Origin of the sequence: Enterobacter sp. ECC-175 (assembly GCF_043968675.1) — a bacterium.
GTDB lineage: Bacteria > Pseudomonadota > Gammaproteobacteria > Enterobacterales > Enterobacteriaceae > Enterobacter.
This window is the reverse complement of sequence record NZ_CP143776.1, coordinates 3,863,967-3,878,532: the sequence shown is the minus strand read 5'-3', so window position 1 is coordinate 3,878,532 and position 14,566 is coordinate 3,863,967. Positions and strand designations below refer to the sequence as shown.

General features: G+C 60.1%; 12 protein-coding genes. 7 read left to right on the top strand and 5 right to left on the bottom strand.

The window, feature by feature from the left end; all coding sequences use genetic code 11:
* Window positions 1-16: 16 nt before the first annotated feature.
* The 4 genes from purC to ypfH all read left to right on the top strand — a co-directional run bounded on the left by purC (window position 17) and on the right by ypfH (window position 4,463).
* Complete coding sequence (purC, locus tag V1599_RS18435) at window positions 17-730, top strand: phosphoribosylaminoimidazolesuccinocarboxamide synthase (RefSeq protein ID WP_395300607.1); 714 nt, start codon at window positions 17-19, stop codon at window positions 728-730.
* 121 nt (window positions 731-851) lie between these two features.
* On the top strand, window positions 852-1,721 hold the full coding sequence (locus V1599_RS18430; RefSeq protein ID WP_112010262.1) for a neutral zinc metallopeptidase: 870 nt from the start codon (window positions 852-854) through the stop codon (window positions 1,719-1,721).
* Window positions 1,721-3,694, top strand: a complete 1,974-nt coding sequence (locus tag V1599_RS18425) for a tRNA(Met) cytidine acetyltransferase TmcA (RefSeq protein WP_395300606.1) — start codon at window positions 1,721-1,723, stop codon at window positions 3,692-3,694. The genes V1599_RS18430 and V1599_RS18425 overlap by 1 nt, the downstream gene beginning before the upstream one ends.
* A 73-nt stretch (window positions 3,695-3,767) precedes the next feature.
* Entirely contained in the window at window positions 3,768-4,463 is a 696-nt protein-coding gene (ypfH, locus tag V1599_RS18420) for an esterase (protein WP_112010264.1), read from the top strand.
* A 101-nt stretch (window positions 4,464-4,564) separates the two neighbouring features.
* Here the strand turns inward: ypfH and V1599_RS18415 are convergent, their stop codons facing one another.
* Genes V1599_RS18415 through V1599_RS18405 form a run of 3 tightly spaced genes read right to left on the bottom strand, consistent with a single transcriptional unit; the run spans window position 4,565 to window position 6,275 of the window.
* Complete coding sequence (locus V1599_RS18415) at window positions 4,565-4,762, bottom strand: hypothetical protein (protein WP_112010265.1); 198 nt, start codon at window positions 4,760-4,762, stop codon at window positions 4,565-4,567.
* 25 nt (window positions 4,763-4,787) lie between these two features.
* Window positions 4,788-5,915, bottom strand: a complete 1,128-nt coding sequence (gene dapE, locus V1599_RS18410) for a succinyl-diaminopimelate desuccinylase (RefSeq protein WP_395300605.1) — start codon at window positions 5,913-5,915, stop codon at window positions 4,788-4,790.
* A 3-nt stretch (window positions 5,916-5,918) separates the two neighbouring features.
* Window positions 5,919-6,275, bottom strand: coding sequence for an ArsC family reductase (locus V1599_RS18405; RefSeq protein WP_297122337.1), 357 nt, complete (start codon window positions 6,273-6,275; stop codon window positions 5,919-5,921).
* Between the two features lie 387 nt (window positions 6,276-6,662).
* On the opposite strand from V1599_RS18405, the gene ypfM reads away from it, so the two are divergent.
* On the top strand, window positions 6,663-6,722 hold the full coding sequence (gene ypfM, locus V1599_RS18400) for a protein YpfM (RefSeq protein ID WP_100780840.1): 60 nt from the start codon (window positions 6,663-6,665) through the stop codon (window positions 6,720-6,722).
* A 108-nt stretch (window positions 6,723-6,830) separates the two neighbouring features.
* On the opposite strand, the gene acrD is transcribed toward ypfM, so the two are convergent.
* Together acrD and narQ are read right to left on the bottom strand one after the other, a co-directional pair.
* A complete protein-coding gene (acrD, locus tag V1599_RS18395; RefSeq protein WP_395300604.1) occupies window positions 6,831-9,944 on the bottom strand; it encodes a multidrug efflux RND transporter permease AcrD in 3,114 nt (1,037 codons plus the stop codon).
* A gap of 108 nt (window positions 9,945-10,052) precedes the next feature.
* Entirely contained in the window at window positions 10,053-11,750 is a 1,698-nt protein-coding gene (gene narQ / locus V1599_RS18390; protein WP_395300603.1) for a nitrate/nitrite two-component system sensor histidine kinase NarQ, read from the bottom strand.
* Window positions 11,751-11,901: 151 nt separating this feature from the next.
* Here narQ and aegA point away from each other — a divergent pair, with 151 nt between their 5' ends.
* Both aegA and nudK read left to right on the top strand, forming a co-directional pair.
* Window positions 11,902-13,878, top strand: a complete 1,977-nt coding sequence (gene aegA, locus V1599_RS18385; RefSeq protein WP_395300602.1) for a formate-dependent uric acid utilization protein AegA — start codon at window positions 11,902-11,904, stop codon at window positions 13,876-13,878.
* Between the two features lie 69 nt (window positions 13,879-13,947).
* A complete protein-coding gene (gene nudK / locus V1599_RS18380; protein ID WP_112010271.1) occupies window positions 13,948-14,538 on the top strand; it encodes a GDP-mannose pyrophosphatase NudK in 591 nt (196 codons plus the stop codon).
* Window positions 14,539-14,566 lie beyond the last annotated feature (28 nt).

The following is a 14,566-nucleotide window of genomic DNA, read 5'->3' as shown; positions in this document are numbered from 1 at the left end:
ACCAGGAGTAATGAAGATGCAGAAGCAAGCTGAGTTGTATCGTGGCAAAGCGAAAACCGTTTACAGCACGGAGAACCCGGATCTGTTGGTGCTCGAGTTCCGCAATGATACGTCAGCAGGGGACGGCGCGCGCATTGAACAGTTCGATCGTAAAGGGATGGTGAACAATAAGTTCAACCACTTCATTATGACGAAGCTGGCCGAAGCGGGTATCCCAACCCAGATGGAAGCATTGCTGTCCGATACGGAATGTCTGGTGAAAAAGCTGGATATGGTGCCGGTGGAATGCGTCATTCGTAACCGCGCCGCGGGCTCCCTGGTGAAGCGTCTGGGTATCGAAGAAGGGATCGAGCTCAACCCGCCGCTGTTCGATCTGTTCCTGAAAAACGACGCCATGCATGACCCGATGGTCAACGAATCCTACTGCGAAACCTTCGGCTGGGTGAGCAAAGAGAACCTGGCGCGCATGCAGGAGCTGACCTACAGGGCAAACGACGTGCTGAAAAAGCTGTTTGATGATGCGGGCCTGATCCTGGTGGACTTCAAGCTGGAGTTCGGCCTGTACAAAGGCGAAGTGGTGCTGGGCGACGAATTCTCTCCGGACGGCAGCCGCCTGTGGGATAAAGAAACGCTGGATAAAATGGACAAAGACCGTTTCCGCCAGAGCCTGGGCGGGCTGATTGAAGCCTATGAAGCCGTTGCTCACCGTTTAGGCGTTAAGCTCGACTAACGCACTCCGGCGCCTGAGGACAATCGAATCCTCGGGCGTTTTACCGTTGTTTACTATGGTAATCTTGTCGTTAACCGCCTACGATCATAGCTATTAATAATGTAATCGTTTCGAGGTGGTTATGCGCTGGCAAGGGCGTCGTGAAAGTGACAATGTAGAAGACAGACGCAGCAGTAGCGGCGGCGGCCCGTCAATGGGCGGCCCGGGCTTTCGGTTACCGAGCGGAAAGGGCGGTATCATTCTGCTGATCGTGGTGCTGGTGGCGGGCTACTACGGCGTCGATTTAACCGGCCTGATGACAGGTCAACCGCTGCAACAGCAGCAGCAATCCCCGCGCTCCATCAGCCCGAATGAAGACGAAGCGGCCAAATTCACCTCCGTCATTCTCGCGACCACAGAAGATACCTGGGGCCAGCAGTTCGAGAAAATGGGGCGTACCTATCAGCAGCCTAAGCTTGTAATGTACCGCGGCGCGACGCGCACGGGGTGCGGCACCGGGCAGTCGGTAATGGGGCCATTTTACTGCCCGGCTGACGGCACCGTTTATATCGATCTCTCTTTCTATGATGACATGAAGCACAAGCTGGGCGCCGACGGCGATTTTGCCCAGGGCTACGTCATCGCTCATGAAGTGGGCCACCACGTGCAAAAGCTGCTGGGCATCGAGCCAAAAGTGCGCCAGATGCAGCAGAACGCCTCTCAGGCGGAGGTCAACCGCCTCTCCGTGCGCATGGAGCTCCAGGCAGACTGCTTCGCGGGCGTCTGGGGTAACAGCATGCAGAAGCAGGGCGTGCTGGAGGCCGGCGATCTGGAAGAGGCGCTAAACGCCGCAGAAGCAATTGGTGACGATCGGCTTCAGCAGCAGAGCCAGGGGCGCGTGGTGCCGGACAGCTTCACGCACGGGACGTCCGAACAGCGCTACACGTGGTTCAAGCGCGGCTTCGACAGCGGAGACCCGGCGCAGTGTAATACCTTCGGCAAAGCCATGTGATGGCGTCGTTTGAACGCCTGGCGGATTGTCTGCTGCGCAAAGGCCATCGCAGGCTGATTGTTCTCTGCGGCGATGGCGCGTGGGGGGATTCACAGGCGCAGGCGCTGCGCGATAGCGTGCCGGGGGACTGGCACTGGCTGGATGGCAACGCGCCAAAAAACCTCAGCGGTCTGCTGGGGCGCGAATTTACCCACGCCGTTTTCGACGCGCGCATCGGGTTTGACGTCGCTGCCTTCGCCGCGCTGAGCGGCACGCTGCGCGCCGGAAGCCTGCTGGTGCTGCTGGTCCCGCCGCTCTCAGAATGGGCGCAGCGGTCAGACGCGGACTCCGTGCGCTGGAGCGACAGCGCGGAACCGATCGCCACACCCCATTTTGTTCACCACTTTTGTCGGACGATCGCTGCCGATCCGGATGCGATCGTGTGGCAACAGCATCAGGATCGGCCTTCTTTTTCCTCCTCTGACGCGCCCGACTGGCATCCGGCGACGGGCGAGCCCCTGCGCGAACAGGCTGCCATTCTGGATGCGCTGTTGAGCATGCCGCCCGGTATTGCTGCCGTGACGGCACCGCGCGGGCGCGGGAAGTCGGCGCTTGCCGGCATGTTGCTGAACCGCACGCGGCACAGCGCTATCGTCACCGGTCCGGCAAAGGGGGCGACGGACGTGATTGCCCATTTTGCCGGCGATAAATACCGCTTTATGGCCCCGGACGCGCTGCTGGCTTCTTCGCAGACGGCCGACTGGCTGATTGTCGATGAAGCGGCAGCGATCCCCGGACCGCTGCTTGAGCAGCTGGTCCAGCGCTTTCCGCGCGTGCTGCTCACCACGACCGTTCAGGGCTATGAAGGGACGGGCAGGGGATTCCTGCTGAAGTTCTGCGCCCGCTTCGAGGGCCTGCGGCGCTATAGCTTGTCCGCGCCCGTGCGCTGGGCGGCAGGCTGTCCGCTTGAGCGGGTAGTGAGCAATGCGCTGCTCTTCGACGATACGCTGATTGACCATCGGCCTGAGGGCGAGGTGCAGTTCACCGCGCTGGAGCAGCAGGCGTGGCAAAGCGACCCCGTGCGTATCGCCAGCGTGTATGAACTGCTTTGCGCGGCGCATTACCGAACGTCGCCGCTGGATTTACGCCGGATGATGGACGCGCCGGGCCAGCACTTTTCCATCGCACAGGCGCAAACGTCGCTTGCGGGCGCGCTGTGGCTGGTGGATGAGGGCGGCTTAAGCGCAGGGCTTAGCCGCGCGGTGTGGGCAGGTTTCCGGCGCCCGCGCGGCAACCTGGTGGCACAGTCCCTGGCGGCGCACGGCGGGTCTCCCCTGGCGGCGACGCTCCGGGGGCGCAGGGTGACGCGTATTGCCGTTCATCCTCACCGCCAGCGGGAGGGGATCGGTCAGGCGCTGATAGGCAACGCCCGCGGCGAGGATTACCTCTCGGTCAGCTTTGGCTACACCGACGCGCTGTGGCATTTCTGGCGGCGGTGCGGTTTTGTGATGGTGCGCATGGGCAGCCACCGCGAGGCCAGCAGCGGCTGCTTCACGGCGATGGCGCTGCTGCCGCTCAGCGAGGCGGGGCAGGCGCTGTGCGAGCAGGCGCATCGCCGCCTGTGCCGGGATGCGCGCGTACTGTCTGCGTGGAACGACGAAAAGATCCCCGTTGACGACGCCTGGGAAGCTACCCTTAATGATGATGACTGGCTGGAGCTTGCCGGGTTCGCCTGGGCGCATCGGCCGTTTTCAACGTCCGTCGCGGCGCTGACGCGCCTGCTGCTTGCGGTTAGCCTGCCGCTGCCCGCGCTGCGGGGTAAAGCCGAAGCGCGAAAGGACGATGTTCAGCTCTGCGCGGAGCTTGGGCTCTCGGGGCGAAAGGCCCTGCTTGCCGCGCTTCGCCGGGAGGCGGGTGACGCGCTGGAAACGCTGGACGCGAAGCGCAGCCGTCGGCTCAGCGCCGACATTTTGCAATGGCAATTTTTTCAATGACTTCTTCAGTAAAGTGGCATGGTCATTACCCTCCAGAGGCGTAGAATCCAGGTCATCAATTAAGGAGACCGCCATGAAACACGACCATTTTGTTGTTCAAAGCCCCGACAAACCGGCAAAACAGCTTCTGCTGCTGTTTCATGGCGTTGGCGATAATGCCGTGAACATGGGCCAGATTGGCAGCTGGTTTGCGCCCATCTTTCCGGACGCGCTGATCGTCAGCATCGGCGGCGTAGAGCCATGCGGCCCAAACGGGCGGCAGTGGTTTTCCGTGCAGGGCGTGACGGAAGAGACCCGTCAGGCGCGCATCGATGCCGTTATGCCCGCGTTTATCGACACGGTTCGCTACTGGCAGCAGCAGAGCGGCGTAGGCGCTGATGCCACCGCGCTGATTGGCTTTTCGCAGGGATCAATCATGTCTCTTGAGAGCGTGAAAGCGCAGCCAGGCCTGGTCTCCCGCGTGATTGCCTTTAACGGCCGCTTTGGGACGCTACCGACGAGCGCCACCACTCAGACCACGATCCACCTGATCCACGGGGGCGAGGACCGGGTGATTGAGCTGTCGCATGCGGTTGCCGCTCAGGAGGCGCTGTTACGCGCCGGAGGAGACGTGACGCTGGATATCGTTGAGGATCTGGGCCACGCGATTGACGATCGCAGCATGCAGTTTGCGCTCGACCATCTGCGCTATACCGTGCCGAAGCATTACTTTGACGAGGCGCTCAGCGGCGGAAAGCCGAATGATGATGATATCGTTGAGTTTATGTGAGGAAAATATGCCCCTCACCCTGACCCTCTCCCCAAAGGGGAGAGGGAACAAAGCTCCCCTCGCCCCTTTGGGGAGAGGGGCTGGGGGTGAGGGGATGGAAATTACTTCTTCTGGTCCTTATTCGGCCAGTCGTCGTCATCGTCCCACTTGTCGTTAAAATCACGGTGCGGAGGCAGATCCGGCTTGTTGGCGAGAAACTTTTTGTGGTCAACGCGCTTAAGGTCTTTAATCACGTTAAGCAGTACGCCTACCAGAAATACCAACACCAGAATCCACCAGTATTTTGTCAGCCAATCCATTCGCTATTCCTTCTCAGAGCAGTCGTCAGGCGACGAGCTGCTCCATTATACGTTGATACATGCGGGCCAGGAGTTGTAAATCCGCCGCGTTGACGCACTCATTGATTTTATGAATGGTGGCGTTTACCGGACCCAGTTCGACAACCTGTGCGCCCATGCGGGCGATAAAGCGTCCGTCTGAGGTGCCGCCGGTTGTCAGCAGCTGTGGCTTAATTTCATTATAGTGCGCGATAGCGTTCACCACCGCATCAACCAGCTTGCCGCGCTGCGTCAGAAACGGCTGGCCGGAAAGCCACCAGTCCACGGTGTAGCGCAGCTGGTATTTTTCCAGCAGCGCAACGACGCGCGCTTTGATCGTTTCGTCGGTCAGCTCGGTGCTGAAGCGGAAGTTGAACTGAACGAACAAATCGCCTGGGATCACGTTGTTGCTGCCGGTCCCGGCCTTCACGTTGGCGATTTGCATGCTGGTTGGCGGGAAGAATTCATTGCCTTTGTCCCACTCGATGCCCACCAGCTCGCTGAGCATCGGCGCCGCGCGGTGAACCGGGTTATCCGCCAGATGGGGATAAGCAACGTGCCCCTGCACGCCGTGAACGGTGAGATTACAGGTCAGCGAGCCGCGACGACCGTTTTTCACCACGTCACCCACCACTTCGGTGCTGGACGGCTCGCCTACCAGGCAGTAGTCCAGGCGTTCGTTACGCGCCATCAGGGCTTCCACAACCTTCACCGTGCCGTTTTGCGCGCTGGCCTCTTCATCGGAGGTGATCAGAAACGCGAGGCGGTTCTTATGGTTGGGATGCTGGGCCACAAAACGCTCGGCCGCCACGACCATCGCCGCCAGCGAGCCTTTCATGTCGGCCGCGCCGCGGCCAAACAGCATGCCGTCGCGGATGGTAGGTTCGAAAGGCGGGTTAATCCAGCGGTCCGCGTCGCCAGCCGGAACCACGTCGGTGTGCCCGGCAAACGCGAGCGTTTCGCCCTGGCCGCGCCATGCCCAGAAGTTCTGCGTGTCGCCAAAATCCATGCGCTCTACGGTAAAGCCGATGGCGCGCAGGCGCTCAATCATGAGTGCCTGACAACCCGCGTCGTCCGGGCTAAGGGAAGGGCGGCGAATAAGCTGCTGAGTCAGCTCAATGACCGGGCATGACATACACTACACCTCAACAAAATAGTCTGAATAAAGGGTTTCACTAAAACCCAGCAGCATAGGACGCCCCGGCGCGCAGAGCAATGGGCGTTTGATGATTGCCGGCATTTCAAGCATGAGGTTTGCCGCGCTGTCCGCATCATTAATGCCAGAACGCAGGGATTCGTCCAGCTTGCGCCAGGTGGTGCCGCGGGTGTTCAGCAGCGCTTCCCAGCCCAGCTCGCCGATCGCGTTATGCAGAAATTCTGCATCCAGACCGTCGGCGCGATAATCATGAAAACGATACTCAACGTTGTGGGCTTCAAGCCAGCGGCGGGCTTTTTTGATGGTGTCGCAATTTTTTATGCCGTACATCACAACCATGATGAATCCTTTTGTTCCTGTGGGGCCCGAATGTTCAATAATTTCGAGGATATATCCTTAAGTGAAATATAACACACTCAGGATTGTGCTTAATTTATTCCGTACATTAATTCAGCATACATATGTACGCCGAATAAGCTGTCACTATTTAAGCATAGATGTCCAAAATGTTTAAAGGGTGCGTAAAGTTTGCGGAAAAATAAAAACTCGCCTCCCCGCGTGGCTATTTCAAAATATTGCTATGCGTCACATAAAGTTTAAAGGCTTACGCGCATATTTAGCGAAACAGGCGCGTTGCAGCCGGGAGGAATCACAGCGATTGGTCAAATTGTCTTCACAATGATGATGGGGTTTTGTAGAATGCGCATAATAATAAGAGAGGTTGTTATGATTGAACGTGAACTGGGGAACTGGAAAGATTTTATCGAAGACATGCTTCGTAAATGACATTCAGCAAGAATTGCAAAAGCACTTAAATAAGTAAAATAACCATAGTGTGAAACCATCACACAGTAAAAAGGCGGCCATCAAAGCCGCCTTTTTTATTTCACGCGATTATTCCGGTTTTGGCTTCAGCGGGAAGCGGCGGCGCACCAGCACAAAGAACAGCGGAACGAAATAGATGGCGAGGATCGTTGCGGAGATCATGCCCCCCATTACGCCCGTCCCGACGGCATGCTGGCTGCTGGAGCCCGCCCCGGTGCTGGTCGCCATCGGCAATACGCCGAAGACAAACGCCAGCGAGGTCATCAGAATCGGGCGCAGGCGCTGACGGCAGGCGTGCAGCGTGGCGGCCATCAGATCGTGTCCTTTGGCGTTCATCTCGTTGGCAAATTCGACGATCAAAATCGCGTTCTTCGCCGACAGGCCAATAACGGTAAGCAGCCCCACCTGGAAGTAAACGTCGTTTTCCAGGCCGCGCATCCAGGTGGCAAGCAGCGCCCCGATGACGCCAAGCGGCACTACCAACATGACCGAGAACGGCACGGACCAGCTCTCATACAGCGCGGCCAGGCAGAGGAACACCACCAGCAGCGATAGCGCGTACAGCGCCGGTGCCTGAGCGCCGGAGAGCCGCTCCTGATAGGACATTGCCGTCCACTCCAGGCCGAACCCTGTCGGCAGCTGCTGGACCAGCTTTTCCATAATGTCCATCGCCGTACCGGTACTCACGCCGGGCGCGGCCTCACCCACGATTTCTAGCGCCGAGTAGCCGTTGTAGCGCTCCAGGCGCGGCGAGCCGGTTTCCCAGCGGGACGTGGCAAACGCGGAGAACGGCACCATGCCGCCGGCGTTATTTCGCACGTACCAGCGGTTGATATCGTCCGGCAGCATGCGGTACTTCGCCGCGGACTGCACGTACACCTTCTTCACGCGGCCGCGATCCATAAAGTCATTCACGTAGCTTGAGCCCCAGGCCGTTTGCAGCGTGTCGTTAATATCGTCGATGGACACGCCCAGCGCCTGGGCCTTTCGCTGGTCGATATCTACCTGCAGCTGCGGGCTATCGTCCAGGCCGTTGTGGCGCACGCGGGTCAACTGCGGTTCTTTCCCCGCCAGGTCGAGCAGCTTGTCGCGCGCGGCCATGAGCGCATCATGCCCGGCTCCCGCGTGATCCTGTAGCTCCATGTCGAACCCGGCCGAGCTGCCCATGCCGCTGATCGCCGGAGGGCTGCTGGCAAAGACGCGCGCTTCCTTAATCTGGCTGAAGGCTTTGGTGGCGCGCTCGATAATGGCAAATGAAGAGCCCGTATCGCTGTCGCGCTGATCCCAATCCTTCAGGCGCACGAACATGCGCGCCACGTTTTGTCCGTTGCCCCCGGGGCCGGAGCCGACGGTTGAGAACACGGAGACCACGTTATCCTTTTCCTGGGTATGGAAGTAGTTTTCGACCTTCTGCACCACCTTCAGCGTCTGCTGCTGGGTTGAGCCGCTCGGCAGCTGGACGGAGGTGATAAACATGCCGCGGTCCTCCAGCGGCAGGAACGACGTGGGCAGGCGCAGGAACAGGAAGACCATGCCGCCCAGCAGCAGCACGTAAACCACCATCCAGCGCACGCTGCGGTGGAGCACTTTGCCCACGCCCGCTTCGTAGCGCGCGGCGTTGCGGTTAAACATGCGGTTGAACCAGCCGAAGAACCCCTTCTGGCCGTGGTGCTCGCCCTTGTGCAGCGGTTTAAGAAGGGTTGAGCACAGGGCGGGGGTGAGGATCATCGCCACCAGCACGGAGAGCACCATTGCGGAGACGATGGTGATAGAAAACTGGCGGTAAATCGCGCCGGTGGTGCCGCCAAAGAACGCCATCGGGATAAACACGGCGGAGAGCACCATCGCGATGCCGACCAGCGCGCCCTGTATCTGCCCCATCGATTTTCGCGTCGCCTCGCGCGGCGAAAGCCCTTCTTCGCTCATGATGCGCTCGACGTTTTCCACCACTACGATCGCATCATCCACCAGCAGGCCGATGGCCAGCACCATGGCGAACATGGTCAGGGTGTTAATGCTGTAGCCAAAGGCATACAGCACGGCGAAGGTGCCGAGCAGCACAACCGGAACGGCGATGGTGGGGATAAGCGTTGCGCGGAAGTTTTGCAGGAACAGGTACATCACCAGGAACACCAGCGCAATCGCTTCAAGCAGGGTTTTCACCACGTCCTCAATGGAGGCTTTGACGAAGGAGGTGGTTTCGTAGGCGACTTTGTACTCCAGCCCGTGCGGGAAGAAGTGCGACAGCTCGTCCAGCCGGCTCAGCACGCGCTCGGCGGTGGCCATTTCGTTGGCGCCGGAGGCCAGTTTGACCCCCAGCCCGGACGCGGCATTGCCGTTAAAGCGGCTCAGGTAGTCATATTTTTCCGCCCCCATTTCCACGGTGGCGACATCGCCCAGACGCACTTCCGAACCGTCCTGATTCACGCGCAGGGTGATATTGCGGAATTGTTCCGGCGTCTGGAGCAGTGACTGCGAGTTAATGGTGGCGTTCAGCGCCTGGTTATCCACTGACGGCGTGCCGCCCAGCTGGCCCACGGCGATCTGCGCGTTCTGGGATTCTATGGCATCGGTGACGTCTTTGGCCGTCATCTGCACGCTGTTCAGCTTGTTGGGATCAAGCCAGATGCGCATGGAGTACTGCGAGCCGTAGGCGTCGATATCCCCTACGCCGTTAATGCGGCTGAGCGGGTCCTGAATGTTACTGGCGACGTAGTCCGAAATGTCCTGCTTATCCATTGAACCGTCGGTGGAGACAAACGCGATGGTGAGAATGTTGGTATCACCGGTTTTGCGCACCGTCACGCCCTGGTTTTGCACCGCCTGCGGCAGCTTGCGCAGCGCGGACTGAAGCTGGTTTTGCACCTGCTGGACGGCCTCGTCAGGATCCGTACCCGCAGAGAAGCTCAGCGTGACCGTCGCCTGGCCGGTCGCGCTGCTCTGCGAGGACATATACATCAGGTTATCGAGCCCGGTCATGTTCTGCTCGATGACCTGCGTAACGGTGTTTTCCAGCGTCTGCGCCGAGGCGCCGGGGTAGTTTGCCGTGATCCGCACGTTTGGCGGTGCCAGATCGGGATATTGCTCAACGGGAAGAGACGTAATTGCCAGGACGCCCGTCAGGCACAACAGGATGGCCAGCACCCAGGCAAAAATGGGGCGATCGATGAAGAAATTCGCCATGTAAAAGTGACCTCGTTTTGCTGCATATCGTTGTTGTCTATTGCTCGCCTAACTTTAGCGGCAAGACCAAGGCCAAACGTGGAGAAATAAAGGAGATAATGTAAATTATCACACTATTCCCCCCTCCGGCACTGGCGTGCGGAACGTTACGCTGACTTCCGTTCCGCCCGCTTTCGGCTGCGAAAAGCGCAGGGTGCCGCCAAGCCGTTCCGCGCGCTCGCGCATGATGTTCAGCCCGTAGTGCCCCGGCGGCTCGCTGGCCTCGCCGATGCCAATGCCGTCATCGCGGATGGACACCGTATGCGTGCCGTCGGCAGAGGTGATCCCGCTGACGGTGATTTCGCTCGCACCGGCGTGCTTGATGGCATTAAGCACCGCCTCCCGCACAATCTGTAACAGATGCACCTGCTTTTGCGCATCCAGCGCCAGCGACGACAGGCGGCAGTCGAGGCGAAGGATCGCCTGCGTCTGGCTTTGCAGATTATCGAGCGACTCCTGCAGCGCGGCCGGAAGGTTGGCGTGGTTGAGCGTCAGGCGGAAGGTGGTCAGCAGCTCGCGAAGCTGACGCCAGGCGTTGTTCAGCTCGCGGGAAAAGTCGGTGATGATGGCCTGCGCCGGGGCGTTATCCTCCGGCACGGCGCGCTTGAGCAGCGTAAGCTGAATGCGCAGATACGACAGCACCTGCGCCAGGGAATCGTGCAGCTCGCGGGCAATCGTGGCGCGCTCCTCCATCAGCAGCAGCTGCTGGAAGTGCTTCTGTCCTTCGTTGAAATAGAGCCCGCGCCCGAGCATGGTCGCCACGCTTTTCATCAGCGGCTGCAGGGCTTCGCCCGTTTCGCTCTGCCAGCGCAGCTCGCCGTACAGAGTATCCTGCATCAGCACCGGCAGGCTGTGCATCGGCGCGCCGGGCTGCGCGGTGCCTTCCGCAATCCGCCAGTCGTCGCGGGTGCGCAGCTCCAGATAGTTCATCCGGGTGTATTCATGGACAATCTGCAGGATATGCCGGAAGCAGTGGCCGTCTATCTGGCCGGTATTGAGCGCCTGCGAACAGGTAAAAAGCATTTCCAGCTGCTGGTGCGCCTCATGCAGGTGCTGCGTTTTTTCAGCAACCGACTGCTCTAGCGAGCGGTAGAGCGTGTGGAGCTCGGAGGACATATGGTTGAACGCGCGGGAAAGCTGGCCCAGCTCGTTGGGGAGCGCGGTGTCCGGCGCGGGCGTGTCGAACTGCCCCTGCTCAATACGCTCGCTGGCCGCGACCAGGTGATTGAGCGGCGCCACCACCGTGCGGCGTATCGCCCGCAGCGTGAGAAGCGTAAGCAGTAAAATGCCCGCGCCTCCCGCCAGGGAGATCAGGAGCACGCGCTGCATTTTATGCTCGGAGTAGTGCTGCAGCGCCAGAACGAAGGCGTCAATGCGGCCCACAAAATCCTCAATGTGGTTCTGATACCAGCCGATATCCCCGCGGGCGATATGCGCGTCCATCTCCTGCCAGGCCAGATGCAGCTGCTGGTAGCGCTGCTTGACGTCCTCCGGCACGTACCAGCGGTTCAGCCCCCGCAGCGCCGGGGCGCTCAGGGCCTGCTGCCAGCTTTCCCGGTGCGATGCAATGGCCGGGCTGGCGCGCTGCATTTCATATCCCAGGCGGTAGCTTTGCATGCGCAGCGAGCCCGCAATGTTAATCGCTTCCGCATCGCGCTGGCTGCTGGCAAGCGTGAGCAGCGCAACGGCGCTGGTCAGAATCGACAACACAATAATCGAAAAGAAAGCCCGAGCCAGGCTTCCCGATACGGGTCGTTTAACGGTCACAAACGGCTTCCTGAATAAAATTGATCTGCCACAGGTTCACTGCGAAAAGTGGGCCATTCTGGGCATGTGAACATTGCCAGAGGAGGTCACCCCGGTTTAATACGGTATTCATACAAAGAATAAGGTTATTGAACCAAAAACAGGTGTCATTATGAATCGTTTTATTATGGCTGATAGTGAGCAATGCATCGGATGCCGCGCCTGCGAAGTCGCCTGCGTAATGGCGCACAACGGCGAAGCGCACGTTCTGAGCGAGGACCATTTCCATCCGCGGATTACGGTCCTGCGTTCGGGCGCGAAAAATCATCCCGTCACCTGCCACCACTGCGAAAATGCCCCCTGCGTACAAAGCTGCCCTAACGGCGCCATCGCCAGGCGCGATGACAGCGTACAGGTAAACCAGCAGAAGTGCATTGGCTGCAAGGCCTGCGCGGTGGCGTGCCCGTTCGGCACTCTGGAGATTATCGTCACGCCGGTGGAAAACGGCAGCGTGAAGGCCACGGCGCACAAGTGCGATCTGTGCCTGACGCGCCCGCAGGGGCCCGCCTGCATCGAAAATTGCCCGGCGGACGTCCTTACGCTGGCCACTCCCGCGGCGCTGGACGCGCTGGCAAAATCCCGCCGCCAGCGCACGGCCTGTTCAGAAGCGCAGCCCTGGCACGCTTCGGTGGTGAAGCATGACGAACCGCAAACCAGGCGGCAGCAGATGCGCTTAACTCCGCCGCGCGGCGAGCCGGACAAGCTGACGGCCGCAGAGCGCGCCTGCCATTTCAACGAAATTTACCTGCCGTTTCGCGCCGATCGGGCCCAGCGCGAAGCGTCGCGCTGCCTGACGTGCGGCGAGCACAGCATCTGCGAGTGGACCTGTCCGCTGCATAACCACATTCCGCAGTGGATCGCGCGCGTGAAGGCGGGCGACATCGCGGGCGCGGTCGAGCTGTCTCACCAGACCAACTGTTTGCCTGAAATTACCGGGCGCGTCTGCCCGCAGGACCGATTATGCGAAGGGGCCTGCACGCTTCGCGATGCCTCCGGCTCGGTGACCATCGGCAATATTGAGCGCTATATCTCGGATAGAGCGCTGGCGAGCGGCTGGATGCCGGACATGAGCGGCGTCCGGCCGGTGGATAAAAAGGTGGCCATCGTCGGGGCGGGCCCCGCCGGGCTGGCGTGCGCCGACCTGCTGGTGCGCCACGGCGTGAGCGTGACGGTTTACGATCGCCATCCGGAGATTGGCGGCCTGCTGACGTTCGGCATTCCGGCCTTCAAGCTGGACAAATCCCTGCTGGCGCGGCGCAGGGAAATCTTTACCGCCATGGGCATCAACTTTGCGCTGAGCTGCGAGGTCGGCAAAGACGTGTCGCTCTCTCAGCTGCGGCGCGACTACGACGCCCTGTTTATCGGCGTGGGCACCTACCGCTCCATGAAGGCCGGCATTCCAAACGAGGACGCGCCGGGCGTGTACGACGCGCTGCCGTTCCTGGCGGCGAACACCCGCAACGTTATGGGGCTTGCGCCCGCTGACGGAGAGCCGTTTATCAATACCGAAGGGCTGAACGTGGTGGTGCTGGGCGGAGGGGATACCGCCATGGACTGCGTACGCACCGCGCTGCGCCACGGCGCGGCGAACGTGACCTGCGCCTACCGCCGGGACGAGGCCAACATGCCCGGCTCGAAGAAAGAGGTGAAAAATGCGAAAGAGGAGGGTGCGAGCTTTGAGTTTAACGTTCAGCCGGTTGAGATCGTCCTTGCCCCGGACGGGCGGGTGAGCGGCATTCGGATGCTGCGCACCGAGCTGGGCGAACCGGATGCGCAGGGGCGGCGGCGTCCCGTTCCGGTGGCGGGCAGCGAGTTTGTGATGCCTGCGGATGCGGTGATTATGGCGTTTGGCTTTAACCCGCACGCGATGCCCTGGCTTCAGGCCGAGGGCGTGGATACCGACGCGTGGGGGCGGATTATTGCCTCCGTGGAAAGCCGCTATCGCTACCAGACGACCAACCCGCAAATTTTCGCGGGCGGCGACGCGGTGCGAGGCGCGGATCTGGTGGTGACCGCGATGGCGGAAGGTCGCCACGCCGCGCGGGGCATGATGGACTGGCTCGGAGTAGGGCAGCCGAAAGGGCACTAGCGCCTCGACGGGCGACAAGGCGGGCTTCACGGCGTAGACTACAGGCACTCATTTTGCCGTGGAGCCCGTATGACCCTGAAAATTGACGTAATCAAAGACAAAATCCTCTCCGAAAACTACTTTGTCCTGCGCAACATTACCTATGATTTAACGCGTCAGAACGGCGAGGTCATTCGCCACAGGCGTGAGGTTTACGACCGCGGAAACGGGGCCACCATCCTGCTCTACAATCGCGAAAAGCAGAGCGTGGTGCTGATTCGTCAGTTTCGCATTGCGACGTGGGTGAACGGCAATCCCGACGGCCGGCTGATTGAAACCTGCGCGGGCCTGCTCGACGACGATGAGCCGGAAGTGTGTATCCGCAAAGAGGCCGTCGAAGAGACCGGCTTTGAAGTGGGCGAGGTTAAAAAAGTCTTCGAGCTGTTTATGTCCCCCGGCGGCGTGACGGAGATTGTGCACTTCTTTATTGCCGAGTATCACGACGCCCAGCGTATTCATCGCGGCGGTGGCGTAGAGGATGAAGATATCGAGGTGCTGGAGCTTCCCTTCGCCCGCGCGCTGGAGATGGTGAAAAACGGTGAAATCAGGGACGGTAAGGCGGTGATCTTACTGCAGTATCTCCAGACCATCGGGCTGATGAACGGCGCTTTCGAACGATAAGAGAATATATTTCAGATAAATCTATCCG